Raw genomic sequence first — 26,383 nt, 5'->3', positions numbered from 1 at the left:
ATCGGGTATGCTTGCTTGCCTGTTGTACTAGGTTCGCCAGCCACCATAACGACCATACTATATGCGTGTTATGGATTGGAATATTAGCGTTAGTACTTAGCGTGCGTAGGGTGACTTGCGAGAGAAGGCCGCGCACCGCAATGGGGGCGGCAAGGGCAGCGAAGGCGGGAGAGATTCAGTGGTTCCGGGTGCGCCGATCGTGCCGCCCAGCGAAACCGCTGAACGGCACGACGGCATCAAGACACGGCGTCGCCGTGCAAGCGCAAATCGTTAAAACGCCCGCGCAAAAATTTCCTCAATCTCTGCTTGCTCTGCGCGTCGCGGGTTGGTGAAGCCGCAGGCATCTTGCATGGCGTTTGCGGCCAGCGTCGGAATATCTTCCTTCTTCGCGCCCAACTCTGTTAGCCCGGCAGGGATGCCGATGTCCTTCGACAACTTTCGGATCGCGGCAATCGCTACCTTCGCGCCTTCTGCATCGCTCAACCCATCGACCTTTTCGCCCATGGCGTGCGCAATGTCTTTCAGACGTGCAGCACTCACGCTTGCGTTGAACTCTTCGACGTGCGGCAACAGAATCGCGTTACACACACCGTGCGGCAGATCGTAGAACCCGCCCAACTGGTGCGCCATCGCATGCACGTAGCCGAGCGACGCGTTGTTGAATGCCATCCCCGCGAGGAACTGCGCATACGCCATGTTTTCGCGCGCCGTCATGTCGTCGCCATGCGACACCGCGCGACGCAGGTTCTCAGAGATCAGCGTCACGGCCTTGAGCGCGCACGCGTCGGTGATTGGCGTTGCGGCCGTCGAGACATACGCTTCGGTGGCGTGCGTTAGCGCATCCATACCTGTCGCGGCGGTGAGTCCCTTCGGCATCGCGGCCATCAGCGCGGGATCGTTCACCGACAGCAGCGGCGTGACGTTGCGATCGACAATCGCCATCTTCACGTGACGTGTTTCATCCGTGATGATGCAAAACCGCGTCATTTCACTCGCGGTGCCTGCTGTGGTGTTGATCGCGATGAGCGGCAACTGCGGTTTGGCTGAGCGGTCCACGCCCTCGTAATCGGCGATCTTGCCGCCGTTGGACGCACACAGCGCAATACCCTTCGCGCAATCGTGCGGCGAGCCGCCGCCTAGCGAGATCACGAAGTCGCATTGGTTCTGCTTGAGCAGTGCGAGACCGGCTTCGACGTTCGAGACGGTCGGGTTGGGTATGGCGCCGTCGAAAACCACCGACTGAATGTCTTGCTGCGTGAGCAGCTTCGCCACCTTCGCGGCGACACCCGCTTTTGCGAGTCCAGCATCGGTCACGATCAGTGCGCGGCGGAAATGGTATTGGGGCAGGGCGGCAATCGCTTCGTCGAGGCTGCCGATGCCCATCATGTTGACGGCGGGGATGAAGAAAGTCGTGCTCATGGTCATGCTCCTTTTATCTGTTCTGTGGGGGGAGCACCACAACCACGCGGCCGGCAAATTAACAATGCCGGTCGCGTCGTCACAGAGGGTGTCCAGGATCTTTCGCAGGCATTAGAGACAGCATCTGCCTACGGGCCAGACGCGTCTTTGATCTGCGGCAAACAACGGCACAAACGTTGAAGATGTCGAGTGACGCTTCAAATCGCGTTCAGAAGAACCCCAGCGGGTGGATGTCGTAACTCACCAGCAGATTCTTCGTCTGCTGGTAGTGATCGAGCATCATCTTGTGGGTCTCGCGACCGATCCCCGACTTCTTGTAGCCGCCGAACGCTGCGTGTGCGGGATAGAGGTGGTAGCAGTTCGTCCACACACGCCCGGCCTGAATCGCGCGGCCCATGCGATAGGCGCGATTGATGTCGCGTGTCCACACGCCTGCGCCCAGACCGAACTCGGTGTCGTTGGCGATGGCAAGCGCTTCGGCTTCATCCTTGAACGTAGTGATGCCCACCACCGGCCCGAAGATTTCCTCCTGAAACACCCGCATGCGGTTCTCGCCCTTGAGCAGCGTCGGCTGAATATAGAACCCCGACGCGAGTGGCCCTTCGAGCATCTCGATACCGCCGCCGGTCAGCACTGTCGCCCCTTCCTTACGGGCCAGGTCCAGATACGTCAGGATCTTGTCGAATTGCTGCTCCGACGCCTGCGCGCCGACGGCCGTATCGGTGTCGAGCGGATCGCCGCGCTTGATGCGTGCGACCTTGGCCATCACGACCTCCATAAACGGCTCGTAAATCGATTCCTGAACGAGCGCACGCGACGGGCAGGTGCAGACCTCCCCTTGATTCAAGAAGCCCAGCACGAGTCCTTCTGCGGCCTTCTCGATGAATTCCGCCTCGCCGCGCATGATGTCGTCGAAGAAGATGTTCGGCGACTTACCGCCCAGCTCGACCGTGCTCGGAATCAGATTCGCGGCAGCGCGCGACAGAATGTGCCCGCCGACCGGCGTCGATCCGGTGAAGGCGATCTTGGCGATGCGTCGGCTGGAGGCCAGCGCCTCGCCCGCTTCTTTCCCGAAGCCCTGCACGATATTGAGCACACCCGGCGGCAGCAGGTCGCCGATCAGCTCGGCGAACAGCGTGATCGTCAGTGGCGTTTGCTCGGCCGGTTTGAGTACGACGCAGTTGCCCGCAGCGAGCGCGGGCGCGAGCTTCCACGCGGCCATCAGCAGCGGGAAATTCCACGGAATGATTTGTCCGACCACGCCTAACGGTTCGTGAAAGTGATAGGCCGCCGTGTGCTCGTCGATCTCGGCGCTGGTGCCTTCCTGCGCGCGAATGCATCCGGCGAAATACCGGAAATGATCGACGGCCAGCGGCATGTCGGCGGCGAGCGTCTCGCGCACGGGCTTGCCGTTGTCCCACGTTTCGGCGACAGCAAACTTTTCGAGATTGGCTTCGAGCCGGTCGGCAATTTGCAGCAGAATGCGCGAGCGCGCCTGCACGGACGTTTTCCCCCACTTGGCGGCGGCTGCGTGGGCAGCGTCGAGCGCGAGCTCGATATCGGCGCCGCTGGAGCGCGGAAACTCGCCGATGACGCCGCCAGTCACCGGCGACGTGTTGGTGAAGTAGCGGCCTTCCACGGGCGGGACGAACTTGCCGCCGATGTAGTTTTCGTAGCGAGACTGCAAAGTCAGCAGGGCACCAGCGGTGCCGGGCGGGGCGTAACGCATGTTGTGTCTCCGAATATTGTCGTGTCGGTGGCGTCGGGGCCACGAACGTCCGTAAGCAAGTCGCGGGCCAGCCGGGCAGATCGTTGCCGTACGGGCATTGGCCGCGCCCGGGGTGCGATGCGGTGTGCCGGATCCGTGACACCGTTGTCACACCCTGTCTCGACGGCGGGACACTCACTTGTCACCCCACCTACCGGCATTGCGCTGCCGATAGGGATGATCGTGCGGGCCGTGCGATTGACATCCCTCATTGCAATCGCCTGTCGCTTGCGACATGCTTCGGGGACGACTTCAGGTCATCCGGCACGGGGGAGACAACCAATGCCAGCCAATACAGAATCGGCGCACGCACAACGTGTGCTGAATGTCGTACAAGGTCATCTGCCAGCCGTCGCTGCTGCGACGGACCCGAACATCGCCAGTTCGTGGCGGCGCTGTCTCGACACGCACGACCTCGACCCGGGCGCTCACATGGCGCCTCATGTCATCGGATCGTCGCAATTGAGCGAGCGGCGCAACGCGATGGAGCAACTGCGGCGCGTGTCGTCGCATGTGCTCGATCGCTTGCAACGCCAGTTGATGAATCCACGTCAGGCGGTGTTACTGACCGACCCCGAAGGTGTGATCGTCGATTGCCAATTGCATGACGGCACGCGCGACGACTTCCTGCGCGCAGGCTTGCGCCCCGGTGCCGACTGGAGCGAGGCGTGCGAGGGCACGAATGGTATCGGCACATGCGTGGTCGAGCGCGCGCCGATCATCATCTGCCAGCAGGATCATTTCCGCGCGTTGCACACGCCGCTCACGTGCACGGCCAGCCCGGTCTTTGCGCCGCAGGGCGAATTGCTTGCGGTGATCGACGTCTCGTCGACGAGTGCCGACGTCACAAGGCAAAGCCAGTTCCACACGCTGGCGCTCGTAAATCTCAGTGCGAAGGTCGTCGAGAGCGAGTACTTTTTTCAGCACTACTGCGACGAATGGTTGCTGCAATTGCAGGAGCAAGCCGACCACTTGGGTGGCTTCGCGCAGGCATTGCTTGCCTTCGACGATAGCGGCCGAGTGCTAGCCGCCAATCAGAGCGCGCTGAATCGGCTGGGCGTCGCGCGTGAAGACATCGTCGGCACGCGCATCGACCGATGGTTTTCCCAAACGCTTGATGCACTGCTTGATCGGGCACATCCGCAGCCGCAGACCTGTTGGCCGATTCGCACGCTCGCAGGCGAGCCGTTGCTGGCGATGTTGCGCGCTCCTGCGCGTGCGGCTCGTGCGACAGCGCGTGTTCCGGCAGCACCGGTGAAGCGCTTGGCGTCCCCGGTCGTACCGTTTGTCGATGCGCATCTTGCGCGTGAATTCTCCCGAGCGTGCCGTGTCTTTTCACATGACGTGCCGGTGTTGATTCGTGGCGAAACCGGCAGCGGGAAAGAGGTTTTCGCACGAGCGGTGCACGCGGCGAGTGCGCGAGCGAATGGCCCGTTCGTCGCGCTGAATTGCGCGGCGATTCCCGAGGCGTTGATCGAGAGCGAGTTGTTCGGCTACGTCGGCGGCAGCTTCACGGGCGCACGCAAAGAGGGCATGAGCGGCAAGCTTTGGCAGGCCAACGGCGGCACGCTGTTCCTCGATGAAATCGGCGATATGCCGTTCGCGATGCAGACGCGCTTGTTGCGTGTGCTGGAGGACCGCGCCGTATCGCCGCTGGGCGGTGGCGAGCCGGTGGTGCTCGATATTCGCGTGCTGAGTGCGACGCATCAGCATCTGGAGCAGCGCATTGCCGAGCGACAGTTCCGTGAGGACTTGTTCTATCGTCTGAGCGGGTTGGAAGTGGTGGTGCCGCCGCTGCGCGAGCGTGACGATAAAGTCGACTTGATACAACGCTTGCTTGAGCAAGCGCAGGTGGGCGGCAGCGTGGTGGTCACCGACGCTGCCCGCGAAGCGCTCTGCGCCTTCGCGTGGCCCGGCAATGTGCGTCAGATGCGCAGCGTGATACGCACGCTCGTGGCGCTAAGCGAAGACGGCGTTATCACGTTGGATGACTTGCCCGTCGAAGTGCGTGAAGCGAAAGCCATCGAGTGCGACGTGCCTCCCGAGGCCCCTCTCGAAGCCGCCGAACGGCAAGCACTACGCGAGACCCTCGATGCCTGTCAGGGCCAAGTGAGCGCCGCGGCGCGCAAGCTCGGCGTGAGCCGAAATACGCTGTATCGGAAGTTGAAGCGGTTTGGTTTGCTGCGTGACCCCGTCAAAACCAGTTGCCCGACGTCGCCAAACACGCTATAGTCACGCCTCTTCGCGCGGGGGTATAGCTCAGCTGGGAGAGCGCTTGCATGGCATGCAAGAGGTCAGCGGTTCGATCCCGCTTACCTCCACCAACCGAATGACTGTTTTTGTCCCCTTCGTCTAGAGGCCTAGGACATCACCCTTTCACGGTGAGTACAGGGGTTCGAATCCCCTAGGGGACGCCATCTAACGGTATCGATGTGGCAGCACAACATCGATATCGCGTCGGCGTCAAATGCGACGAATCGCACAAAAAAGGCCGGATGTCTTCAACGACATCCGGCCTTTTGCGTTTACGCGTCCTGCGGTATCGCGACGCGTTCAAACCACCTTCGCCCCCGGCACGCCCGACTCCACCACGAATTGCTTGAGCGTCGACACCGTCGCTTGTTTGTCCGCGCGGTCCGAGATCACCTGAAAGCGTGTCTGCATCTGCTGCGGCGTTACATCGACCGACACATACCCGCGATGCCGACTCTCGAAGTACTTTACGTGCGGATTCTCCGGCAGCATCTCGGCAAATGCCTCGTACGGCGGCGGATTCGCCGTGATCGACGTACCGACGAATTCCGTGGCAATCACCGGCGAGTCAGGGCGCTCGTTCGCATGCACGTCGTTCGTCCAGTACGAGTGAATATCACCGCCGATAAGCACCGGGTTGTTCGGACGTGCTTGCGCCATCGCGTCCAACATGCGCTCACGTGTAGCTGGGTAACCGTCCCAGCCGTCCGTCCAATGGCCGACCACGCCGGTCTTGCGATCCTTCTGCGTGAGCGGCACGAAAAGCAGGTCCTGTGCGATCACGTTCCACTGCGCTCGCGATTGTTTGAACCCGTCGGCGAGCCACGCTTCCTGTTCAAAACCCAGCATCGTGCGGCGCGCTTCCGTACGCTCGGTGCAACTGTCGAGCACGACGTGGCCGCCACGATTGTTCGGCAACGCGCACGGCTGCGGCGTGCGGTACTGCCGACCGTCGAGCACATGGAAGTCAACCAATGCGCCGTACCCGATGCGATCGTAGATGCGCATATCGGGGCCGCGAGGCATCGACATCGCACGCAACGGCATGTGCTCGTAATACGCCTGATAGGCCGCGGCGCGACGCTTCAGAAAATCAGTCGCCGAAACGTTGACCTTCTGCGACCACGCGTTGGCATAGTCGTTTTCAACTTCGTGATCGTCCCACGTCATCAGACTCGGCGCCGCTGCGTGCAGCATTTGCAGATCGGGATCGGTGCGGTACAACGCGTAACGATTGCGATAGCCGACCAGTGTCTTCGCATCCGGACCATCGTGCGCACGCACGATCGGCTTGGCATCCTTCTTCTTCTGATCGTTCGAATACTCGTAGATGTAGTCGCCAAGGAAGATGACGAGATCCGGGTTCTCCTGCGCCATATGACGATAGGCGCTGAAGTATCCCAACTCCCAATGCGAACACGACGCGAACGAGAAGCGCAGTCGATCCACCGGCGCATTGGCGAGCGGTGCCGTAACGGCGCGCCCAACAGGGCTCTGCGCTCCCATCGCGGTGAAGCGATACCAGTAGGGACGATGCGGCGCTAACCCACTCACCTCCACATGCACGCTGTAGGCGAACACCGCGGGCGCATAAGCCACGCCCCGTTGCACCACGTTGCGCATGGTCTCGTCGCTGGCAATCTCCCACTGCACCGGCACCTGTGCGGGCATACCGGCCATGCCGCCCAAACCGTCGGGCGAAATGGGCGAGGGCGCGAGGCGCGTCCATAGCACGAAGCCGTCAGCGGCGGGGTCGCCGGAGGCCACCCCCAGCGTGAACGGGTCGCTCGCATTCGCCGCAAGCGCACGAGAGAACGGACTGAGCAGTGGCACGACCACGAGCGCACCAGCGCCCTTGAGCAAGGTGCGGCGCGTGTGGTCAGGTCCGGCGACGTCTGACAGCTTCATGCTTGGCAACTCACGGCGTGCCCGGATGCGGCACCGGATAATCGCGCGACACATCGATCGGCGCAGTGTTCGGCGAATTCCACCACGTGCGTTGCAACTGCGCAATGCGCTGTGCCATCTTCGCGTCGCGCATCACCACTTCCAGATTGCGCGAGTTGTCGAAATAGCCGCCCGTCCAATTGCTCGTGCCCACCCACGCGAGTTCGCCGTCGATGACCATCGTCTTGCTATGCACGACGCGGGCATACGGGATGAAGCCGGTCGAGGCGGGCGGTACCGTCACTACGCGCAGTTCAACGTTGGGCACCAGCGCCAGGCTCTTCAGATACGCGACGTCCGGGCGCTTGAGGTTCCAGTTCGAAATCAGCAACTGCACCTTTACGCCGCGTGCAGCCGCCGTGCGCAGTGCGGTGTCGATCACGCCGTAGTAGGGGCGCTTACCTTTCTCGGCGTAGGACAACGGCGCGTAATCCATCAACTGAATCTGCACGGTCTGTTTGGCTTGACCGATCAGCGCAGGCAATGCCGTTTGCGAATCGCCGACACCCGGCGGGTTGTAAGCGTTCGGGCTCGCCACGAGGAACGACGACTGTGCGAGATCGGCCGCAACGACGTCGCGATTGCGCACCGTCGGTTGACCGCCGCTGGCCAGCGCGGCTTGCGCCTGCCAATCCTGTTCGAAGATACCTTGCATCTGCGCGACGATCTTCGGCTCGCTCACGCGCACGCCGGTCTCGTCGATGTGTTCGAGCGCGCGCCAGTCGAAGTTCTGACTGCCGACAAAGCCTTCACGACGATCCACGATGAAGTACTTCGCGTGAATGATGCCGCCGCCGACTTTCGAAAAGTCGAGGATGCGGAAATCAAGGTTCGGAATCTGCTTCAGGCGCGTGAGCGTCGGCTCGTCCGACATGCGCTCGCCCTTGGCTTCCATCAGAAAACGAATCTTCACGCCGCGCTTGCCCGCCGCTTCGAGATGATCGAGCACCGAGTCCATTCGACTGCCGCGCTCGCCGGAGACATAGAACTGGCCGAAGTCGATCGACGTCTTTGCGTGATCGAACATGTCGTCCCAGACGGTAACGGAGTCGCGCAGATCGTCGCTGTCGGCACCGGCGCCGACGGGTGCGGTGTGAACGAGCTCAAAGCCGGGAATGGTGAACGGGGCGGGCGCAGCACTTAGCGGTGCCAACGGTGCAATTGCGCTCAACGCAAGCACGAGCGCAGCAAACTTGTGACGCATGACTTCCTCGAATGACGTGTCGATGTTGTGTGCGGAGTGACGTTGTTTCACGGAAGTCTTGTGTGACAGTTTCGCGATGGCATCGTATACCTAACATATGCAGAAACATATGTGAGCGCGTTGCCGTCGTGCGACAGCTTGCGAAAACACCTTGTTTCAAGCGGTTTTCGCAACGTGGAATGCACTGGCTTCCTGTGGTTTACACGGCAGGATATTCCTCAATTGTTAAACTTTATTACACGCGAGAAATATATTTTGCGATGACGGGGTAAACGCAACGCTCGACCGATTTCGTATTGTCATTGTTCCGTTTCGTCACGCAAATTTCATCGACGTCCAAAATAATCGGGGTTCTTTTTTCCGGACGTCGCCATGATTCACTTCGAAGATCCCCCCAAACGGCACGCGCGCATCGAGATCATTCCGATGATCGACGTGATGATGTTCCTGCTCGTGTTCTTCGTGCTGCTCAGCATCAACGTGATTCCGTCGCGCGGCCTGTCGACCACGCTGCCGCAATCGTCGAGCGCAGCCCAAGTCAACCCAGAGAAACCTGTCGTCGTGACGATTACTCGCGACGGTGCACTGCAAGTCGACGGCGTCGACACCACGCTCGAAGCGCTCGGCGCACGCGTGAAGGAGAAAGCTGGCGACGTCGAGAAGGCACAAGTCACGCTCAAGACCGATGAAGGCACGTTGATGCAACGTGTGATCGACGTCATGGACGCGTTGAAGGCCGCATCGATCAGCAAGATCTCGATCGCTACGCGAGCCAAGTCGTCATGAGTGCAATGAACGCCTTCTGGATGCCCACGCCCGTCTATCGCCGCCGCGATTGGGTGGCGGGCGGGCTGACGCTGTTGCTCGCACTCGCCGCCACGGTAGGCCCGCGCTTCCATGCGATGACGCCGCCGCCGGGCGAAAAGCAGGCCGAGGTGCTCACCGAGATCGACCTCGCACCGCCGCCGCCCGAGCCGCAACCGCAGCCCAAAGCGGAGCCGCTTCCGCAGCCCAAGCCTGAACCGAAGCCGCAGCCCAAACCCGAGCCGAAGCCAGAACCGAAACCCGAACCCAAACCGCAGCCTCAGCCGCAACCGCGTCCTACGCCGCAGCCCACGCCGCAACCGACACCCGCGCCGACACCTTCGCCACAGCCTGTCGCCGATAGCGCACCCGCGACGTCGAACGCCGCACCGACAGCAAACACGGCCACGAACACGTCGAGTGCCGCGCCGACGTCGGATGCGAAGCCCGTGCAGAAGGCGGCCGCACCGAGCAAGGGCGACCCCGACCGTGAATACGAGCGCTCGCTGCGCGCGCTGGTGGAGTCGCGCAAGAAATATCCGACGAGCCGTCAAGCCATGATCGAGAAGCCCACGGGCGCTGTCGAGTTGTGCGTGATGCTCGATCGCGGCGGCAAGGTGAAAGACGTCAACGTGACCAACAGCTCGGGCTCGCTGCTGCTCGACAACACGGCCACGCGACTCGTCGAGGGCACCACGTACCCGGCATTTCAGGACACGCATTTCGCAGGCCAAGGGCAGCACCGGTTCTGCATGAAGCTCGATTACCAGCTCCCGGGCAATAGCTAAGGAGCGACCCAGGCAACACAGCAGTCCCGTTGCACACACGCTGACCACGCGGCTTCATGCCACGTGGATTACACCGCGGCGGCGCTCTGCCGCAGCAATCCAGGCACCCGTAACCATAACGAATAGACCGAGATGAACGATCTACCTACAACGGCCCGAAAGCCGTTCAAGCATCCCGCATTGCGTCTGTCCATGATCGCTGTTCACGTGCTGCTGCTTCAGGCTGGCGTCGCACACGCGCAAAGCACCCCAAGCACCGATACGACCGCAGCGCCGGCAGCGGCCCCGGCAGCATCCGCCAGCACCACGTCGAACATCGGCACGGTGACGATCACCGGCGACGGTGACAACCTCGGCACGGGCCTGATGGTTCGCGAAGACGAACCGAAGACCCGCAGCACGGTCACGCGCGCCGAAATCGAAAAGGAACGTGCCACCGGCAACGTGTTCCAGTCGATTGGCCTGCTGCCGGGCGTGTCGACGTACAGCTACGACGCCTCGGGTCTGTTCGGTGGCGGCCTGTCGATTCGCGGCTTCAACTCCGACCAGATCGGCTTCACGATCAACGGCGTGCCGGTCAACGACTCGGGCAGCTTCGCCGTGTATCCGCAGGAATTCCTCGATAACTCGAACACCTGCGGTATGTCGGTCACGCAAGGCGCCACCGATCTCGACGCACCCCACGTCGGTTCGACCGGCGGTAACGTCAGCATCGTGACGTGTGAACCGGAAGACCAGAAGCGTGTGCGCATCTCGCAAACGGTCGGTGGCCTGAACCTCACGAACTCGTTCGTGCGTCTGGACTCGGGTCGCTTCGCCAACGACATGGCCAAGCTCTTCGTGTCGTACTCGCACGCCGAGATCGATAAGTGGAAGGGCGAGGGCAAGGCCAAGCGCGATCACGTCGACTTCGGTTTCCGCCTCGACATCAACAAGGAAAACTACGTCACGGGTACGTTGAACTACAACCGTGCGATCAACAACAACATCTACAACCCGTCACTGGCGCAACTGAACCAGAACGGTTACTACGGCGATTACGCGTCGCAGTTCGTGGGTCACCTGCCCCCGGGCAAGGGCACGGCACAGAACGAAGCCTCGCAAAGCCCGGCGTACTACAAGCTCGCACAGAACCCGTTCGAGAACGTCATCGCGTCGGTCACCGGTGTGTTCCGTCTGACGCCGACCACGCAGGTGAAGATTCAGCCGTACTACTGGTATGGCTTCGGCACGGGCGGCACGCAGCAATACGTGCTCTCGGAAACGGGCTTCCTGAACCCGGCCACCGGCAAGACCGGCTTGGGCAAGGACCTGAACGGCGACGGCGATACGCTCGACAAGATCATCGTGGCGAACAGCAGCGTGACGCGTACCGACCGCCCGGGTATCACCACGACCGTGACGCAGCAACTCGGCAACCACCAGATCCAAGCCGGTGTGTGGTTCGAGCGTGCTGTGCACCGTCAGACCGGCCCGGCCGTGCTCGTGAATGCCGACGGCACCGCCAGCGATATCTGGCTGCAAGACAACCAGATCACCGGCCCGACGGGTCAGCCGTATCAGTCGCGTAACTGGAAGACGGTGTCGACGTCGTGGCAGTTCTTTGCCGCCGACTCGATCTCGATGCTCGCCGACAAGCTCAACCTGACGGCTGGCTTCCGCACGCCGCACGTGCGCCGCGACTTCACGAACTTCGCCAACGAGGGCAGCAACTCGGGCACGACGTACAACGTGGTGAAGGACTACAACGCGTTCCTGCCGCAAGCCGGTTTGCGTTATTCGATCGACGACGCGAATCAGGTCTACGGTAGCTACGCAAAGAACTTCCGCGCGCCGCCGAACTTCGCGTTCTCGCCGACCAACGGCAACGTGACGTTCGTGAACGGTCAGGCGACCGTGACGGGCAACGTGCAGGCTGAAACGTCGAACGTGTACGACCTCGGCTACCGCAACGAAAGCGGCTTGGGTGTGTTCTCGGGCTCGCTGTTCTATGTGGACTACAAGAACCGTCAAGCCACCGCGTACGACCCGAACCTGAACAACTCGGTCTACACGAACGCCGGTCGCGTGCGTAACTACGGCTTCCAGTTGGAGTTCGGCACGGTGCCGTTCCACGGCTGGTCGGCGTACTTCTCGGTGACGAACAACCATAGCCGCCAGCTCGACAACCTGCGCACGTCGGCCACGACCACGATGCAGACCTCGGGCAAGGATTACCCGCTCGATCCGTCGTGGCTGCTGGGTCTGTCGATTCAGTACGCGCAACCGAAGTGGTACGTGCGTGCGCAAACGAAGTTCACGGCGCGTCAGTACGCCACGCTCATGAACGACGAAGTCGCACCGTCGTACACCACGGTCGATCTGGATGCGGGCTACCGCTTCGGCAACACGTTCTTCTTCAAGAACCCGACGGTTCGCGTGAACGTGAGCAACTTGTTCAATCGCCAGTACCGCAACCCGTCGAGCGTGCAAGTCGGCGGCGGTAGCGGCACGGTTTATTACTACCTGGGCGCTCCGCGACTGCTGTCTGTGTCGCTGTCCGCCGACTTCCAGTGAGGCGAGCCGCTGCCTTCGCACTCACGAATTTGAAAGAGGAACCTTCGTATGAACACTCAGGTGCTACATGATCTGTCGTTTTTCCTGATGTACGCGTGCCTGGTCGTGGCGTTGTTCATCAGCATCGAACGTCTGATTTTCTATCGCTACACGAACAAACATGCTCGTGAGCTTGACGCGATGCTGCTCGGCGAAGGCCGTACGCTCGACGATCTCACGCAACATCTCGAGAGCAATGACAGTGTGCCGGCCGACGCGCTGCGTGCACTGGCCAAGGCGCGTGCCGACGCTCACTCGCGCGAAGACATGGAGCAGCTCTCCGCTGCGCTGTATCTCGCGATGAAGTCCAAGCTCAAGCAGCGTCTGTGGATGCTCGACACGATCGTGACGGCGGCACCGCTGATCGGTCTGCTCGGTACGATTCTCGGCATTATCGATACGTTCTCGTCGCTCGCCGCGTCGGGGATTTCGGATGCCAAGGGCGTGTCGGCGGGTATCGGGACGGCGCTGTACGCCACCGCACTCGGTATCTCGACGGCGTTGTTCGTGCTCGTGTTCCTCAACCACTTCAACGATCGCATCGAGCGTATCGGCGATCACCTGAAGATCTTGCTCCTGCGTGCCGGCATTGCGCCGGGCTCGCAAGAAGACAAGGTGGTGCGGTTGCAGCGGCAAGCGTGATTTCACGCGGATAAATTACGCGAATAAATTACGTGGATAAGCGGTGAGGCCGGGTCAAATCGGCTTCACCGAATCAGGTTGTGCGCTTTTTAGGCCCCGTATGGATGCCGGTCACGGCACCCAAGCGGGGCTTTTTTCGTTGCGGGAGCGAACCAGCGAGCGCGCGGCGCTGCCGGTACAATGACGGTTTTTACGCTTTCGGCGGCTTCATTGCGGCCCACGCGACGCGCGGCGTCGTGAATTCATCATGAGCAAACTCGCCCTCACTCTGAAGTTCAAGTGCACCAAGTGTGCAAAGCCCGTCACGCTGTATTTGCAGAAGACTTCCGCGTGCTCGCACATCACGCCGTATCAGGGCTGGTGCAAATGCGGTCAGTTGATGCGCCATGCGACCGGCGACAAGGCGGCCGTGGCGTCGTTCGTCGACTCGATGGACCCGTTGTGGTCGCATCACCACCATCATTGAATGTACTGAACGGCTAGGCCGGTGCGCGCTTAGCCAGCCACGCCATCCGACGCCGGATAAGGTTCTGCGCTGGCGCTTCGAAGCCGCGATAGACCAGATGCGCCAGCACGAAGACCACGATCAGATACGCAGCCAGAAACCACGCGTGCACGGCGACTGACGCGCTGGCAATGCCCCACTGCTGCAACACCAACACCGTGGTCAGTTGCAGCGGGAAGTGGATCAGATAGCTTGAGTACGTCGTGTTGCCCAGATGAACGACTGGCGCCGCCAGCCAGTCCGGAATCCATGGGTCGATGACCTGCAACAGCACGATCGATACCGGCGCAATGACGGTAGCCGCCAGATACTTCGTGCCACCGAAGACGGCGCAAAACCCGATCAAACCCACATACACCGCGCAGCACAACACGACCGTCGCGACGCGTCGTTGCTCGATCACGTGCCGCAAGCGCTGGTAGATCAGGTGGACGGCGCCGCCCATAAAGAAATAGAACGCGCAGAAGACAATGTTCGACTCGCTGCCTTTGATCTGGTGGTGGATGAGCCAACCGCCTGCGGCGGCACTCAGGCACATGATCAGTAAGGTGGCGATCAGCCCGATACGGCAGAACCGGGCGAGCAGGAAGAACGCCACGTAGATGACGATTTCCGTCGATACGCTCCAGACCGGCCCGTTAAACGAATCGGTGTATGGCGTGAGCCACCCGGAGGCGAAGATCACGTTGACGAAGAAATCGTACGGCGTGTTGTACGGGTAGACGAAGAACGCGTGGTTCTCGCGCACGTAGTACGCCTGCAACAAGGCGACGGCGACCAGCGTGACGATGTGCAGCGGATACAGTCGCGAGAAGCGGTTCAGGAAGAACAGGCCGCCGGACACGGTGCGCTCGACGATTCTGTCGAGATACCGATTGAAGAAGATGAAGCCGGAGATCGTCCAGAAGACGTTGACCCCGAGCCATCCGAAGTCGTAGAACGGGTGCAGCAGCGCGTAGAGCGGCTCCGTGCTGCGCACCACATCGATCGAGGCGCTGGCCGGGGAAAAGAAAAAGTGCTGGTAATGCCAGATCAACACCGCAAACGCACTGACAAATCGCAGAATCTCGATGCCGACCAGCTTGTTCTTGCTACTGCCCATCAACCTTAGCCTCGCAGCTTTTTCAACATCTTCAGTCCGCGCCGTACTACGGCGGAGTACAGCTCGGCGCCCTTGAGCACCGGATCGATGTGGCGCTCGTAAGGCTGAATGGTAATCGGGAAGTAGGGCGAGAGCTTGGCAACCACCTGATCGAGCGGAATCTGCGTGTTGCTTTGCACGACCGCGAACAGGCCGTCGCTCTCCGGCGCGAAATAATGCGCGGCGTCCCATTCCTGCATTTTGTCGGCAAACCACACGCTCTCGTCGGCGTGCAAGGTGCGCTGCGGCGGCACAGCCTGCGTGTGATAACGCTCGAGCAAGCCCTCATTCTCGGCGTTGAGCCAATACAGCGTGTATTCCGTCCAGTCGATGGCGTAGTTCGCGAGCAGCACGCGCTTCCAATCGGTGCCGTTCACAGCCTCCAACCGCTTTTGCAGCGACAGGCAAAGCGTGCGCGAGAGCGTCGCGGGCGTCCACCAGACACCGTCGCGCGTCAGATGTGGATCGACGTCGAGTAGCTTGGCCGACGCTTCCCAGTAGTAGGGCTCGACGTTGCGCGACTTGAGGTGTGTCACGGCGCGGCCGTCGACGACGAGCGAATTGAAATTGAACGCATGCGTCGCGAAGCAATCCGGATCGAAGATCAGGAAATACTCGGTCTCGATCCACTCCGGCGCATTGATCTTGATGATCTGCTGGCGATGCCAGTTGCGGATCTGGTGGCGCTGCGAGAACTCCGCGAACGCGCCCATGTACAGCGACTCGTCGATGACCTCGATGGGGAAATCCGACCACGCTTTGGCGTACCCCTTGACTTCGTCGACCTCGTCGTGCGGCACGATGATCACGAATTTATGAAACAGATCCGGCGTCGTGAAATGTCGCAACGACGAAAACAGGATGTCACAACGGCCGATGTTGTCGGCGTAGTGACGTCCCCGGGTCTTGATCGGCAGGATCGCGCTGATTTGTTGCATGGTGGTCGGTATCGGAGGCCGGGCCGCCGGCTAGAAGAAGCGATAGATGGAAGCCGGAATATACCCTCGGCGGTGCGTCAACGCCACGCCGATCAAATGACCGCCTGCGTCTTCGACTTGCGACTTCAGGCCAGCGATCACCGGCTTGCGGGTGGCTTCGGCACGGACCACAAGCACCGTGGCATCGGCGAGCGACGCGTTTTCGATGCCGGTGAACGACTGGCTCGACGGCGGGGCGTGCACGACGATGTAGTCGTGCGACTGACGCAGCGCGTCGAAGAGCTGGGTGACCTGCTGCCACGACGACGGAATCGCGCCGCTGCGCGGTTGCGCCACAACGATGTTGTGGCCTTCCACGCGGGCAAACGCCAGCGTACCGAGTTCGCCGGCGTTGCCGATCGCCTCGGCGCTTGCGGTGCCGCTACTGCTGCCGGCACTGCCGGGCCACGCGAGCAGGCCTTGCGCATTGGGCTTGCCGTAGAGCGGTGCGTCGGGCGTCGAGGCGATGTCGAGAATAACGATCGGTTTGGTCGAGCGGTGTTCCAGTTCGACCGCCAGTCCTTGAATGACCGACGCTTGGCCATCGTTCTTGCCTGTCGCCAGCACCATGACGACCTTGGCGTGCGCGTCGGTGCTGCTGTTGATCGCCGCGATCATGCGGCCATAGGCCATATAGGCCGGGCGGCTGAGCGCTGGTTCGGCGGCGCTTGCGGCGGCGGCTGTGGTCGCCCCTGCACGGCGCTCAGCGCCGAGCATGACCGGCGCATTGACCACCGGCAGCAGCAGGGCGCGCTCGACTTGTTCCGGGCTCAGGAACGTTTCGCGCAGGCTAGCGAGGATCAAGACCGTCAGCGCTGAGATCAGCAGACCTGCCGCAATCGACGCTGCAATCAACAGACTCGCCGCGACGCTACGCTGCGACGGCGGGAACGGCGCTTGAATCACGCGCACGTTGGTGCCGTTGATCTGACTGGCCTGACCTTGCTGCACGCGCGCCAGTTCGACTTGGCGCGAGCGTTCCTTGAAGCTGTCGGCGAGGATGTCGCGGCGTGCCTGCAACTGGCTCAATTGGCTGGAAACGTCGCTCAACCCTTGCAGCTTCGTACGCGTGTCCTTGATTTGTTCTTCGAGCGCCTTCTGTTGCGCGAGACCACCGGCAATGCTGGCGTTGAGCACAGACAGGCGCTCTTGCACGACATCGTAGTAGTTGTTGTGACCCAGACGCGTGGCCGTCATCATTTGCTGCTTCTGGCTCGCGATATTCGCGCGCATGTCGGCAATCTGCTTGTCGAGGTTCTGCACGAACGGCGACGTGGGCAGATAGCGCGAAGCGAAGTCGGCGCGTTTGGTTTCGAGCTCCGACAACGTGACCTGCATGCCGTTGAGGGCTTTGCTGGACTCCGAGTCATCCGTGTAGATCGGGATGGTCGAGCGCACGTCCTTGGTCGATGCCTGCATCGACTGGAGCTCGCTGCGGTCCGCCAGCAGCTTGGCGTCGGTTTCGAGCTTACGCTGCACCAGTTGGCTCTCGAGCAACACCGCGCGCGACGTCTGATCGTCGATCTTGACGATGCCATGCTTCTTCTGGAACGCGAGCAGGTCGGCGTCGGCCTTGTCGAGCTGCTTGCCCACATCGTCGCGCTGGCTCACCAGCATGCCGACGCGGCCTTGCGTGAAGATCGAGGCACGCTGACGGAAGTACTTATCGAGCAAACGCGCCAAGGCATCGGCTGCGGCCTTTGGATCGGTGTCCGAATAGGTCAGCGTGATGGTGTTGGCGAGGTCGTTCTGCTCGATGTGCAGCTTGCGCTCGAAGCTTTGCAACTCGCGGTCGATGTCGCGCTCGGTGGCGCCCGGCCCGAGTTTAGAGAGCACCACGTCGCGGTGCAGCTCCGGGCTGGAGAGAATTTGTGCTTCCACACCGTTCAACTGGCCGACCGGTGGCTGAAGCGCCACGCCTACGTTAGCGTTGTTGGTTTGGTCGTAGTAGCCCGCGTTGAGCACCAGCAGCGTTGCCTGTGCCCGGTACGGAATGGGCACAAAGAGAGCTATCAAAATACCGAGAGCGACGATCCCCAGGAAAACAGCCGTCGCAATTTTTCGATAATAGAAAAAAGTATTGAGATAGTCCCGAATCGTCAAATCGACGACAGCGGCGTGCCGGTCAGGCCTTGTTCTGGTCGTAATTGCCATAAGGGTGCGAGTAGCGGTAGCGTTGCCGGGCCATCAAAGTGTGGTTTCAAGGCGCATATCTTACGGAAGATCGTCCCCCTAAAGTCTCCCAACGGCGACTTTTTTCCCCTAAATCCGACAATCTTTCTTCGTGCTTGGCGAGAACGCTCAAGTGCACTAGAGTACGGTCCAAACCGACCAACCCCGGCTTCTTGCCATCATTTCCGATGAACATGTTCCGCCCGGCCCGCGCCTTAGCGCTGATGGCGTTGATGACGCTCACCGCCTGCACCCATACCTGGGTCGACACGAAATTCCAGCAGCCCACCAATTTTGCGACCTGGGTCGATGCACCGCCGTCCCCCTACCGCTTGTTGCCGGGTGACGATATTTCGGTCGTCCTGCCGTTCAACATCGAGCTCAACTACAAAGGCCGCGTGGCACCCGATGGCACCATCGCCATGCCGTTCGCCGGTAACCTTCCGGCCGCGGGCCAGACACTGGCGCAGTTCGGCGAGACCGTCGATCGCGCGCTGGCCACACGTGGCATGACCGCCAATGCGCACGCGCTGGTCGCCGTGACGCAGACGGCCGGACACATCTTCGTGGGCGGTGAAGTCGGCAAACCGGGCGAACTGGCCCTCACGCCGGGGATGAGCGTGATGCAAGCGGTTATCACCGCACAAGGTTTGCTCGACACGGCTCGCACCGGCGAAATCGTGTTGATTCGCCGCAGCCCGGACGGCCGTCCGATGCTGCGAACGATCGACGTGAAGGCGCTCACGCAGCAAGGCGACCCGGCACAGGACATCGTGCTGGTCTCCAACGACACGATCTTCGTGCCGCGGTCGTCCATCGCCGAAGTGGATCTCTGGGTCGACCAGTACATCAACAAGGCGATCCCGTTCAACAAGAACGTGAACTACGACATCAACGGCGCACGTCCGTACTGATCGTCGTCGCCGTCGACCGGCCGGCGCAGACCTCTGCGGCGGCCGGATGCCAAGTCTACTTACCGAATTCAACCGCTTCGTGACAGCCGGGTCGCAATCTCTCGAAATGACCTCCGCCAGCGCCGATACCCCGGTGGGCGAACTGCCGCCCGTCTTCGCGCAAGACGTTTCGCGGCCGTTTGTGCTGTGGTGCCTGATTCTGGTGCTGCCGATGTTCGGGCAGACGTTTCACTACATCACCGCGCTCTATCCGCTGTGGGCATTGTCCAAAGCATTCCCGGTGCTCACGCTGCCGCTGGTGCTGCGTCTGGGGAGTCAGCCGCGCTTTCCGATGACGCGGCAGGTGTTGCTGAGCTTCGCGTGGCTGTTAGTCATTCCGAGCTTTGCGGCGGTTATTTATTTCCACGAGAGTTTCTTCGTCAGCCTCACCGCGCAGGTGAAACTGCTGCCGATTTTGTATTTCTTTTCCTTTCTCGCGCTGCTGCTCATGCTCAAGCCGACGCTCTCCGAGCTGGGCCGGAGCTTCGTGATTCTGGGGGCAGTCGTTGTCGGCGCGCTGATTTTGATGTGGTTGGTGGTGCCGGCCAGTTGGTACAAAGAGACGTACGTCTTCGGTCAAGCACCGTTCTTCACCGCCGACAGCCGAGGGCACCGCATCCGGATGTCGATGTATTTCCCGTTCATCCTGCTGTTCTTCTGCTATCGCCGGGCCTTTTTCGAGCGACATTTCGGGTATTTCATCGGCGTGCTCGTCGGCTTGGCCGTGGCGCTCCTGATCGTGAAATCGCGCGCGCTGGCCATCGGTATTGTGGGTGTGCTGGTCATCAACACGTTCGTGTGGGCACGACCGCGTGCGCGCATCGGGTTCCTGCTGCTCGTGCCTGTCGTGTTAGCGTCGGTGTTTTCGATGGGCTATCTGGCGACCATTTTCAGTGCGGGTGCCGAAACCGGCTTCGACACGCGCAGAATTTCTGCGCAACTGGCGACCCGATTCCTCGGTAACGACCCGCTGCGATGGTTGTTCGGCGTGGGCACGATCAGCCCGGCAAGCGGCGATAGCCTGACGACCTATTTCCACCACTTTTTCTTCTTGGCAGACATCACGTGGCTGGGGATCGTGTTCGAGTTCGGCCTGGTCGGCGCACTTGTCATTCTCGGCCTGCAACTGCGCGGACTCTTCTTCTATCGACGCTTGCGCGCCGAAGTCGAAGACGACTTTCTCGGCGCGCTGTTCGACTATCTGAAGTTTGTCCTGCTGGCCTCGTTCTTCTATCCGCCGACGCTCGCGCCGGGCGAAACTGCCGTCATTCTGGCGATCTTCGCCTACGTTTGGCGCGTCGGCGGCTTCGATCGCCGAGCCGATCCTCGGAGTTTCCATGCGCGTACTGCGGCACCGTAGCCCTTGTTCCCGTTTGATTCGACTGACTGGGGTGGCGCTGCTTCTGTCAGTCGCCGCATGCACGAAGGCGACGCCGGGCGAATTAGGTCCGATTGCCATTACCGTCGACGCCGCTGCCAACCGCCACGCGATCAATCCGTACATCTACGGCATCAACTTCGGCACGACGGCGATGTTGCAGGACTTGCGCGTGCCGCTCAATCGTTCGGGCGGCAATAGCGCATCGGCCTACAACTGGCGGCTTGACGCACGCAACGCCGGGCGCGACTGGTATTACGAGAGCCTGCCGGTGAACCCCGCCGACATCAACGATCAGTTCGGCGACCGCTTTGTCGCGCTTACGCAAGCCGCCGGCGCCACACCGATCATCACGATCTCGATGCTGGGACGCGTTGCCACGCTGTCGCGTGCGCGCGAGCGGCTTGCCAGCTTCTCGATTGCCAAATACGGTTTGCAGCAGAACTACGACGTGGACGGGATGGCGGACGCGGGCAACGGCATTCTGCGCGATGGCACGCAGGTCGTGAACGATCCGAACGACGCCACGGTGCCAGACGATCCAGCGAGCCAACAGGCGCGCGTCACAGCGCTCGTGCAGCAGTTCGGCCCGGCACGCTCGGGTGGCGTGCGTTACTACGCCATGGATAACGAGCCCAGTCTCTGGCAGTTGATTCACAACGACGTACATCCGACAGGTCCGCACGCCAGCGAGATCGCGGCGAAGGTGATCGCCTACTCGCGCGCGGTGAAAGCGGCAGACCCGGGCGCGCAGGTCCTCGCACCCGAGGAGTGGGGCTGGAACGGCTATCAGTACAGCGGCTTCGATCAGCAGCATTCCATCAAGCACGGCTACGCGCAGGCGCCGGACCGTGCCCGCGAAACGGGCGGCATGGCCTACGTGCCGTGGTTGCTGACGCAGTGGAAGAAGGCAGGCCGTCCTGTCGACATCTTCAGCCTGCACTTCTACCCGCAAAGCGGCGAGTACGAGGAAGCGGCCAACGGCAACTCGCAGAAGATTGCACTCATGCGAAACCGTTCGACGCGCAATCTGTGGGACCCGAATTACAAGGATCCGACGTGGATCAACAGCGTCGTCGCGCTCATTCCGATGATGCGGCAGTGGGTCGACACTTATTACTATCCCGGCACGCCGATCGCAATCACCGAGTACAACTGGGGCGCCGACACGCGCATGAATGGCGCGACGGCACAGGCCGACGTTCTGGGCATTTTCGGGCGGGAAAAACTCGACATGGCCACCCGCTGGGGCACGCTCGATCCGGCCATGCCAGTCTACAAAGCGATCAAGCTCTACCGAAACTATGACGGCAAGGGGGGCGCGTTCGGTGCGACCAGCGTGGCAGCCAACGTGCCCGATCCAGATACGGTGTCGGCGTTCGCAGCGTTGCGCGATACCGATGGCGCGATGACGGTGGTGGTCATCAACAAGCAACTCGATAGCGCAGCGAAGGCCAATATCTCGCTGGCTAACTTCACGGGCAACGGTTCGAGCGAGGTGTGGCAGTTGGTGAACAACGAACTGACGCGCGGCCCGGACGTGGCCTATAGCGGCAACGCGCTGCAAGTCGACCTTCCGCCACAGAGCGTCAAGCTGTTCGTATTGCGCGGCACGGCGCAGCCGCCGTTGCCGCCTGCGACACCATCGACGACGAAGCCAGGCGCCAAACCTGCCGCGAAGCCAGTGAACTGACATGACCGATACCGATACGCGTACTCCACCGGCGAAAACCGGCGCGTCGATGATTCGTGGCAGCGTGATCAGTCTCGGCGTGCGTCTGCTCGATCTGCCCAGCCGCTACGGTTTTCACCTGCTGATTGCGGCGGCGCTCGGCGTTGTCGAGACCGGCAACTTCTACATCGTCTTCAGCACGATGGTGGCGCTTGCCGGCTTCGGCCGTCTTGGCATGGATCAGGCGCTGACGCGCCAGCTCGCGATGGATGTGGCGTCGGGGCAGTTCGGTGCGGTGCGCCCGACGATCCGGCGCGCACTCTGGCAAGTGGTGCTCGCGTCGCTGGTGGTGTCGGTGCTGCTCGCCGGTGGCGCCGCGCTGTTTGCCGACGATGTGCTCAAGAAGCCGGGCTTGGCGCTGCCGCTCATGCTCGGCGCGCTCTCGTTCGTGCCGCAGAACCTGGGCGCGGCAGTGGCCGGTGCACTCGCTGGTTTGCAGCGCGTGGGCTTTAGTCAAATGATCTATTCGTGGCTCTGGCCCGCGATCTTCTGCGTGGCAGTCATTCCGCTGGTCGTCACGGGGCATCTGAGCGTCATCAACGCGTTAGTGCTGATTGCGGCCAGCTTCACGCTTACCGCGATTGTCGGGGCCGTGCTGCTCAGGCGATTCCTGCGTGAAGTGCCGCTGCAAACGACGCACGAAGCCACCCAACACCCCGTGCCCGGACTGCTCAAACCCGGACTGTCGCTGTTCTCGCTCGAACTCACCAAGCTGCTGATTACGTCGGCTCCGGCCATCGTGCTCGGTATCGTCGCATCGTCGCGCGAGACCGGCCTCTTCGCGCTGGCGTGGCGGTTGGCGCTGGTCGTCAACTTGCTGATCAGCGGCGTGACAGGCATGGCCGCGCCGCGTTTCGCGAGCTTGTATGCGCGCCACGATACGGCGGGGTTGGAGCGCAGCGCAGCGCAGGCCATCGGACTGGTGCTGTGTCTGGCGTTACCGGTCACTGTGGCGATGCTTGTGATACCGGAGCACCTGCTGGGTTTGTTCGGTCACGGTTACGACGACGGCGCGAGTGCGCTGCGCGTGCTGGCGTTGGGGCAGATCGCTGCGGCGTGTTTCACAGCCATGCCGGAATTGCTGGGCATGACGGCGCATACGCGGGCGCTGATGCGAATCAATGCGGTGTCGGTCGGGGTGCTGCTCGCCGGGCTGGCGTTGCTGGCGCCGTCGTGGGGCAGTGTCGGTGCATCGGTCGCGGCGTCGCTCGCGATTGCGGTCAACGGCGCGGCTGCCACGTGGGCCGCGCATCGACTGCTTGGGGTGTCGCCACTGGCAGCGCTGCGGCGTTGGGTGCGAGGGTTGATGGCCCGTCAGGCTTAGGGTGAACGGGCCCTGCGTCTCATTACGATCGTGCGGCTTCAGCTTGCACGGCGTCGCGCCACGGTGTCCAGGCAAGGCCGAAAGTCTGCTCGGCCAGCCGGGCATCGAGACAAATGTCTTGCTGCCACAGCCGGGCGAGTGACGGCGGAATCGGCGGCGGCAGGTTTTTCCAGCCGATCTTGCGGCCCGCAATCTCGGCGATCTTGAGCGCCGGACCCAGCAGCTTCGTTTCCAGCTTCAACTGGCGTGCACCAATGCGTTTGACCGGCGTTGCGCGCAGTGCCATCGCATAGGCAATGAAGTATTCGTTCCAGCGCGGCGCGTCGGTCATGGCGAGGTTGTACGCGCGCCCACCGGCGCCGGGGGTGCGCAGGGCACTCAGTGCTGCGCTCACGACGTCGTCGACGTGTACGAGATTGCTGTGTGCATCGCCTGCGGCGCCAAGGTCGCCGAGACGGCCGGTGCGCAGCAGTTGTGCGATGCGTTCCGACCACTGCGGGCTGCCTCCGCCGTAGACACAGCCCGGTCGCAACACCACCACCGACGGCAGGCCCGCAAGCGCCTGCTCTGCTTGTACTTTCGCTATCCCATACGCGCTCTCGCCCGCGAGCGCAGCCCCTTCGTCGATCTGGCCTTGCACGGCGCCGTACACGGCCATCGAACTGAAATAGACGACGGGCACCGGTTTGCCGAGCGCGCTCAGCGCATCGCGCAGCGCGTTGGCGTTGGCCACGATCGTTTCCGGCGAACCGGCAACGCAGTTCACCAAACCGTCGACATCCGCGAGCGCTGCGCCCAGTGACTCAGCAGAGAGCGCGTCGACCGCGCGCAGACCATCACCGGCGCGGCGCGAAGCGGCGACCGGTTCGGCCCAATCGGTAGCAGCGAGTGCCTGGACGACGTGACGACCGATAAAGCCGGTGGCACCGGTGACGAGAATGCGGGCTTTCATGGGGCTGGCGGGCTCAGGTGAGGGTGGACGATTCGGTGGATGCCGGGAGCGGCATGGCGGTCACATTAGCGGCCGTTTTGAGGTGGTCGGCAAGACGTAAGGCCAGCGCCACGATGCTCAGTGTGGGGTTTGCCTGCCCGGAGGTCGGGAACACAGCTGCGCTAGCGATGAAGACGTTGTCGGCTTCGTGCAATCGGCCATCGGTGTTGACCACGCTCGTCTGCGGATCGTTACCCATGCGGGCGGTGCCGATATGGTGGCCGCCGTAGGCGCCGTAGCGCGTCATCTCGGCTTCCACTTCGGCCGGGTCGTACGTGAAGCGGCCCACGCCGGTGCGTTCGATTTCCGTCGCGAGGGCGGCCAACGCGCGCTTTACCGTCGTCACGTCTTCGTCGAGGTAGCGCCAGTCGATGTGAATACGGCGCTGCCCAAAGGCGTCGAGTTCGTCGCCCAGCATCACGCGGCTATCGGGGTTCGGTGCCTGTTCGGCGTGGAAGTCGAGACTAAAGCGCAAGTTGGCCGGACGCACGATGACCGACGGGAATTTGCGTGCCGCCAACGTGCGCTTGAGTGTCCAATGCGTCAAGAAGCGCACGGTGTTGGGGGCGTCGACGATGACGTTGCGCAAGTGAGCGAGCCAGTTCGCGAGCGAATTGTCCGGTGAGTCGCCATAGAGACGCTTGGCGTACTCGTACGGCACGATCGGACGCGCGAGATATAGCGCCGACAGGATGCCGTTGCCGTGTCCTGCTTCGGGAATGCGGGGGTGATGCAGCCGCGCGATGAAGTTACCCGCACGCAATGCATGCTGGGCTTCCGGTCGCAGCGCGAGACGGCGGCGGCAGTAAATACCTTCGTCCGACACGTCATAGTCGTGATGCACCGAGGCCGCGCCGGAGAGATCCATCGTGCCGATGGTCCCGGCGATATGGCACATGTAATACCGGCCGACGAGATCGTGCGCATTGCCCAGTCCGCGGCCGCTGGCGCCGGGGCTGTTCAGCAACAGTCGCGGAACTTCCAGACCGCCCGTCGCGAGCACGTATGCGCGTGCTGCGACGGTGAACGTCTTGCCATCGAGCGTGCGCACTTCGGCCGCGCCGACGAGGCGATCGTTGTCGTCAGCCATCGGCAACCGGCACAAATTGGCGTGCTGCACGACGCGCACACGTCCCGTGGCCAGTCGCGCGCGATAGCGAGCGCCGAAATCCGTCGGACAACTGAATCTTTCCAGTGTGTTCGTGGTGAACACATCGCTCTCGAAGCCTCCGATCATCGGCGGCGAGGGGGACGATGGTGGGACGAAGGCCTGTTCTGCTGTATACGCGAACTCGCCGGCTTCGCACAGTGTATTGGCCAGCGGGTACCAAGGCATCAGGTCGTCGAGCGTGATCGGCCAGCCGCTATGCGGCATGTACTCGCGCGCTTCGAAATCGATCGCATCGAGCGGCATGCAGCGTCCGCCCCACAGCGTGGTCGAGCCGCCGAAACGGCGCACCCGGTAGCTATCGGTCGGCGGATGCAGGCGCTTGTCGGCAACCGTGCCTTCGTAGAGTTTTTGCGTCTCGGGTTCCGGCGCATCGCTGCCGCTTTCGAGCAGGATGACGTTGAGTCCGCTCGACTCAAGGGCCAGTGCGAGGGTGATGCCGGCGGCACCGGCGCCTGCAATGCACACGTCGGCTTGCAAGCGGGTACCGGAAGGAATGTCGTGCGCGTCGAGAATCATCGTCTGCGGCAACTAGCGGCGTGCTAACGGCAATTAGGGAAGGGGCATGACGAACAGCCGCTGCGATGGTAGCCGATCCACGACACCAAGACGACGACTTTCC

19 protein-coding genes and 2 tRNA genes are annotated in these 26,383 nt (G+C 62.0%); 12 read left to right on the top strand and 9 right to left on the bottom strand.

Features of this window, described 5'->3' with window-relative positions:
• Positions 1 to 270: 270 nt before the first annotated feature.
• Both yiaY and exaC read right to left on the bottom strand, forming a co-directional pair.
• Complete coding sequence (gene yiaY / locus ACPWR9_RS23465) at positions 271 to 1,419, bottom strand: L-threonine dehydrogenase (protein WP_426301210.1); 1,149 nt, start codon at positions 1,417 to 1,419, stop codon at positions 271 to 273.
• Between the two features lie 208 nt (positions 1,420 to 1,627).
• Entirely contained in the window at positions 1,628 to 3,148 is a 1,521-nt protein-coding gene (exaC, locus tag ACPWR9_RS23460) for an acetaldehyde dehydrogenase ExaC (RefSeq protein WP_426301208.1), read from the bottom strand.
• Positions 3,149 to 3,469: 321 nt separating this feature from the next.
• On the opposite strand from exaC, the gene ACPWR9_RS23455 reads away from it, so the two are divergent.
• The 3 genes from ACPWR9_RS23455 to ACPWR9_RS23445 all read left to right on the top strand — a co-directional run bounded on the left by ACPWR9_RS23455 (position 3,470) and on the right by ACPWR9_RS23445 (position 5,604).
• Entirely contained in the window at positions 3,470 to 5,419 is a 1,950-nt protein-coding gene (locus ACPWR9_RS23455; RefSeq protein WP_426301206.1) for a sigma-54-dependent Fis family transcriptional regulator, read from the top strand.
• A 16-nt stretch (positions 5,420 to 5,435) separates the two neighbouring features.
• A tRNA-Ala gene (locus ACPWR9_RS23450) sits at positions 5,436 to 5,511 on the top strand.
• Positions 5,512 to 5,528: 17 nt separating this feature from the next.
• A tRNA-Glu gene (locus ACPWR9_RS23445) sits at positions 5,529 to 5,604 on the top strand.
• Positions 5,605 to 5,740: 136 nt separating this feature from the next.
• On the opposite strand, the gene ACPWR9_RS23440 is transcribed toward ACPWR9_RS23445, so the two are convergent.
• Entirely contained in the window at positions 5,741 to 7,348 is a 1,608-nt protein-coding gene (locus tag ACPWR9_RS23440; protein ID WP_426301204.1) for an alkaline phosphatase D family protein, read from the bottom strand.
• A 10-nt stretch (positions 7,349 to 7,358) separates the two neighbouring features.
• The gene (locus tag ACPWR9_RS23435; protein ID WP_426301202.1) at positions 7,359 to 8,642 is read right to left on the bottom strand and encodes a phospholipase D-like domain-containing protein; all 1,284 of its coding nucleotides are present in this window, start codon (positions 8,640 to 8,642) and stop codon (positions 7,359 to 7,361) included.
• A gap of 321 nt (positions 8,643 to 8,963) precedes the next feature.
• Here ACPWR9_RS23435 and ACPWR9_RS23430 point away from each other — a divergent pair, with 321 nt between their 5' ends.
• From ACPWR9_RS23430 to ACPWR9_RS23410, 5 genes are all read left to right on the top strand, one after another.
• Positions 8,964 to 9,377 carry an ExbD/TolR family protein gene (locus tag ACPWR9_RS23430; protein ID WP_150682279.1) on the top strand — a complete coding sequence of 138 codons (414 nt, stop codon included), beginning with the start codon at positions 8,964 to 8,966 and terminating at the stop codon, positions 9,375 to 9,377.
• Positions 9,374 to 10,183, top strand: a complete 810-nt coding sequence (locus ACPWR9_RS23425; RefSeq protein WP_426301200.1) for a TonB family protein — start codon at positions 9,374 to 9,376, stop codon at positions 10,181 to 10,183. The genes ACPWR9_RS23430 and ACPWR9_RS23425 overlap by 4 nt, the downstream gene beginning before the upstream one ends.
• A gap of 132 nt (positions 10,184 to 10,315) precedes the next feature.
• On the top strand, positions 10,316 to 12,739 hold the full coding sequence (locus ACPWR9_RS23420; protein WP_426301198.1) for a TonB-dependent receptor: 2,424 nt from the start codon (positions 10,316 to 10,318) through the stop codon (positions 12,737 to 12,739).
• 48 nt (positions 12,740 to 12,787) lie between these two features.
• The gene (locus ACPWR9_RS23415; protein WP_426301196.1) at positions 12,788 to 13,420 is read left to right on the top strand and encodes a MotA/TolQ/ExbB proton channel family protein; all 633 of its coding nucleotides are present in this window, start codon (positions 12,788 to 12,790) and stop codon (positions 13,418 to 13,420) included.
• Between the two features lie 247 nt (positions 13,421 to 13,667).
• Entirely contained in the window at positions 13,668 to 13,886 is a 219-nt protein-coding gene (locus tag ACPWR9_RS23410; RefSeq protein WP_058376273.1) for a hypothetical protein, read from the top strand.
• Positions 13,887 to 13,899: 13 nt separating this feature from the next.
• On the opposite strand, the gene ACPWR9_RS23405 is transcribed toward ACPWR9_RS23410, so the two are convergent.
• Genes ACPWR9_RS23405 through ACPWR9_RS23395 form a run of 3 tightly spaced genes read right to left on the bottom strand, consistent with a single transcriptional unit; the run spans position 13,900 to position 18,044 of the window.
• Positions 13,900 to 15,027 carry an acyltransferase family protein gene (locus tag ACPWR9_RS23405; protein ID WP_426301194.1) on the bottom strand — a complete coding sequence of 376 codons (1,128 nt, stop codon included), beginning with the start codon at positions 15,025 to 15,027 and terminating at the stop codon, positions 13,900 to 13,902.
• Between the two features lie 5 nt (positions 15,028 to 15,032).
• On the bottom strand, positions 15,033 to 16,004 hold the full coding sequence (locus ACPWR9_RS23400) for a DUF6492 family protein (protein WP_426301192.1): 972 nt from the start codon (positions 16,002 to 16,004) through the stop codon (positions 15,033 to 15,035).
• Between the two features lie 30 nt (positions 16,005 to 16,034).
• Positions 16,035 to 18,044: a GumC family protein gene (locus tag ACPWR9_RS23395; protein ID WP_426301190.1), complete on the bottom strand. Its 2,010-nt coding sequence runs from the start codon at positions 18,042 to 18,044 to the stop codon at positions 16,035 to 16,037.
• Positions 18,045 to 18,403: 359 nt separating this feature from the next.
• Here ACPWR9_RS23395 and ACPWR9_RS23390 point away from each other — a divergent pair, with 359 nt between their 5' ends.
• From ACPWR9_RS23390 to ACPWR9_RS23375, 4 genes are all read left to right on the top strand, one after another.
• Positions 18,404 to 19,129: a polysaccharide biosynthesis/export family protein gene (locus ACPWR9_RS23390; protein WP_426301188.1), complete on the top strand. Its 726-nt coding sequence runs from the start codon at positions 18,404 to 18,406 to the stop codon at positions 19,127 to 19,129.
• A 106-nt stretch (positions 19,130 to 19,235) separates the two neighbouring features.
• Positions 19,236 to 20,528: a hypothetical protein gene (locus ACPWR9_RS23385; protein ID WP_426301186.1), complete on the top strand. Its 1,293-nt coding sequence runs from the start codon at positions 19,236 to 19,238 to the stop codon at positions 20,526 to 20,528.
• A gap of 31 nt (positions 20,529 to 20,559) precedes the next feature.
• A complete protein-coding gene (locus ACPWR9_RS23380; protein WP_426301184.1) occupies positions 20,560 to 22,239 on the top strand; it encodes a glycoside hydrolase family 44 protein in 1,680 nt (559 codons plus the stop codon).
• Position 22,240: 1 nt separating this feature from the next.
• Positions 22,241 to 23,602, top strand: coding sequence for a lipopolysaccharide biosynthesis protein (locus tag ACPWR9_RS23375; RefSeq protein WP_426301182.1), 1,362 nt, complete (start codon positions 22,241 to 22,243; stop codon positions 23,600 to 23,602).
• A gap of 22 nt (positions 23,603 to 23,624) precedes the next feature.
• On the opposite strand, the gene ACPWR9_RS23370 is transcribed toward ACPWR9_RS23375, so the two are convergent.
• Together ACPWR9_RS23370 and ACPWR9_RS23365 are read right to left on the bottom strand one after the other, a co-directional pair.
• Positions 23,625 to 24,554, bottom strand: coding sequence for an NAD-dependent epimerase/dehydratase family protein (locus ACPWR9_RS23370; protein WP_426301180.1), 930 nt, complete (start codon positions 24,552 to 24,554; stop codon positions 23,625 to 23,627).
• A gap of 13 nt (positions 24,555 to 24,567) precedes the next feature.
• Entirely contained in the window at positions 24,568 to 26,292 is a 1,725-nt protein-coding gene (locus tag ACPWR9_RS23365) for an FAD-dependent oxidoreductase (protein ID WP_426301178.1), read from the bottom strand.
• Positions 26,293 to 26,383 lie beyond the last annotated feature (91 nt).

It is taken from the genome of Pandoraea pneumonica, from assembly GCF_049918595.1.
Lineage (GTDB): Bacteria > Pseudomonadota > Gammaproteobacteria > Burkholderiales > Burkholderiaceae > Pandoraea > Pandoraea pneumonica_A.
Note: the sequence above shows the minus strand (reverse complement) of the source record. Positions and strands in the feature narration are given on the sequence as shown.

Bases quoted from the DNA above. Each gene is read 5' to 3' on its own strand.
- yiaY (WP_426301210.1), bottom strand. From the start codon at position 1,419: ATGAGCACGACTTTCTTCATCCCCGCCGTCAACATGATGGGCATCGGC.
- exaC (WP_426301208.1), bottom strand. From the start codon at position 3,148: ATGCGTTACGCCCCGCCCGGCACCGCTGGTGCCCTGCTGACTTTGCAG.
- ACPWR9_RS23455 (WP_426301206.1), top strand. From the start codon at position 3,470: ATGCCAGCCAATACAGAATCGGCGCACGCACAACGTGTGCTGAATGTC.
- ACPWR9_RS23440 (WP_426301204.1), bottom strand. From the start codon at position 7,348: ATGAAGCTGTCAGACGTCGCCGGACCTGACCACACGCGCCGCACCTTG.
- ACPWR9_RS23430 (WP_150682279.1), top strand. From the start codon at position 8,964: ATGATTCACTTCGAAGATCCCCCCAAACGGCACGCGCGCATCGAGATC.
- ACPWR9_RS23425 (WP_426301200.1), top strand. From the start codon at position 9,374: ATGAGTGCAATGAACGCCTTCTGGATGCCCACGCCCGTCTATCGCCGC.
- ACPWR9_RS23420 (WP_426301198.1), top strand. From the start codon at position 10,316: ATGAACGATCTACCTACAACGGCCCGAAAGCCGTTCAAGCATCCCGCA.
- ACPWR9_RS23415 (WP_426301196.1), top strand. From the start codon at position 12,788: ATGAACACTCAGGTGCTACATGATCTGTCGTTTTTCCTGATGTACGCG.
- ACPWR9_RS23410 (WP_058376273.1), top strand. From the start codon at position 13,668: ATGAGCAAACTCGCCCTCACTCTGAAGTTCAAGTGCACCAAGTGTGCA.
- ACPWR9_RS23405 (WP_426301194.1), bottom strand. From the start codon at position 15,027: ATGGGCAGTAGCAAGAACAAGCTGGTCGGCATCGAGATTCTGCGATTT.
- ACPWR9_RS23400 (WP_426301192.1), bottom strand. From the start codon at position 16,004: ATGCAACAAATCAGCGCGATCCTGCCGATCAAGACCCGGGGACGTCAC.
- ACPWR9_RS23390 (WP_426301188.1), top strand. From the start codon at position 18,404: ATGAACATGTTCCGCCCGGCCCGCGCCTTAGCGCTGATGGCGTTGATG.
- ACPWR9_RS23385 (WP_426301186.1), top strand. From the start codon at position 19,236: ATGACCTCCGCCAGCGCCGATACCCCGGTGGGCGAACTGCCGCCCGTC.
- ACPWR9_RS23375 (WP_426301182.1), top strand. From the start codon at position 22,241: ATGACCGATACCGATACGCGTACTCCACCGGCGAAAACCGGCGCGTCG.
- ACPWR9_RS23370 (WP_426301180.1), bottom strand. From the start codon at position 24,554: ATGAAAGCCCGCATTCTCGTCACCGGTGCCACCGGCTTTATCGGTCGT.